General features: G+C 38.8%; 1 pseudogene. It reads right to left on the bottom strand.

Going from position 1 to position 529, the window contains the following annotated elements:
• Window positions 1-136: 136 nt before the first annotated feature.
• A pseudogene (locus WKT17_RS16265) lies at window positions 137-529 on the bottom strand (group II intron reverse transcriptase/maturase); the annotation flags it as partial.

The following is a 529-nucleotide window of genomic DNA, read 5'->3' as shown; positions in this document are numbered from 1 at the left end:
GCTTATAGTGATAGGTAAGGTTTTGATATTATCTCCACCTTTTCCCCCACTTCACACCGGACATGCGACTTTCACCGCATCCGGCGCTCCATCGATTGTCTTCACAAGACATTTAATCAGTCACCAAATTTAAGTTTTATATTATTGCTGACAGGTTCGCCTGCTCTCGCAGACTATTGATTTTCACGAGCATCTTTTTTGTGATATTGAGTGTTTTTATCAGGTCTTTTATTGCTGCTTGGGGCAGTTCTTGTAACAGAATCAGATATTTTTTGTGAATCAGAACCATGTTTTTATATCTTTCAAATCCACCAAGTGATCCTGGTACTTTGAGCCATACAGCTACATGTTCCGCATCTGCGAATTCTTCTCCACTGATTGCACATTTTCCCTTTTGAGCAGAAAATAAAGATATTTTACTGTCATGGTATTCTGTGCTATGACCAACGGATATTTTTTCTCTCAGTCCTTTCAGAACATACTGATTAAGGTTAAGTTCTGTATGAATCAGAGCACGACCTTCTTTTGT

This window comes from Blautia sp. HCN-20427, from assembly GCF_037890365.1.
Classification (GTDB): Bacteria; Bacillota; Clostridia; order Lachnospirales; family Lachnospiraceae; genus Blautia.
The sequence above is the reverse complement of the archived record's forward strand: the minus strand, read 5'-3'. Positions and strand labels throughout refer to the sequence as shown.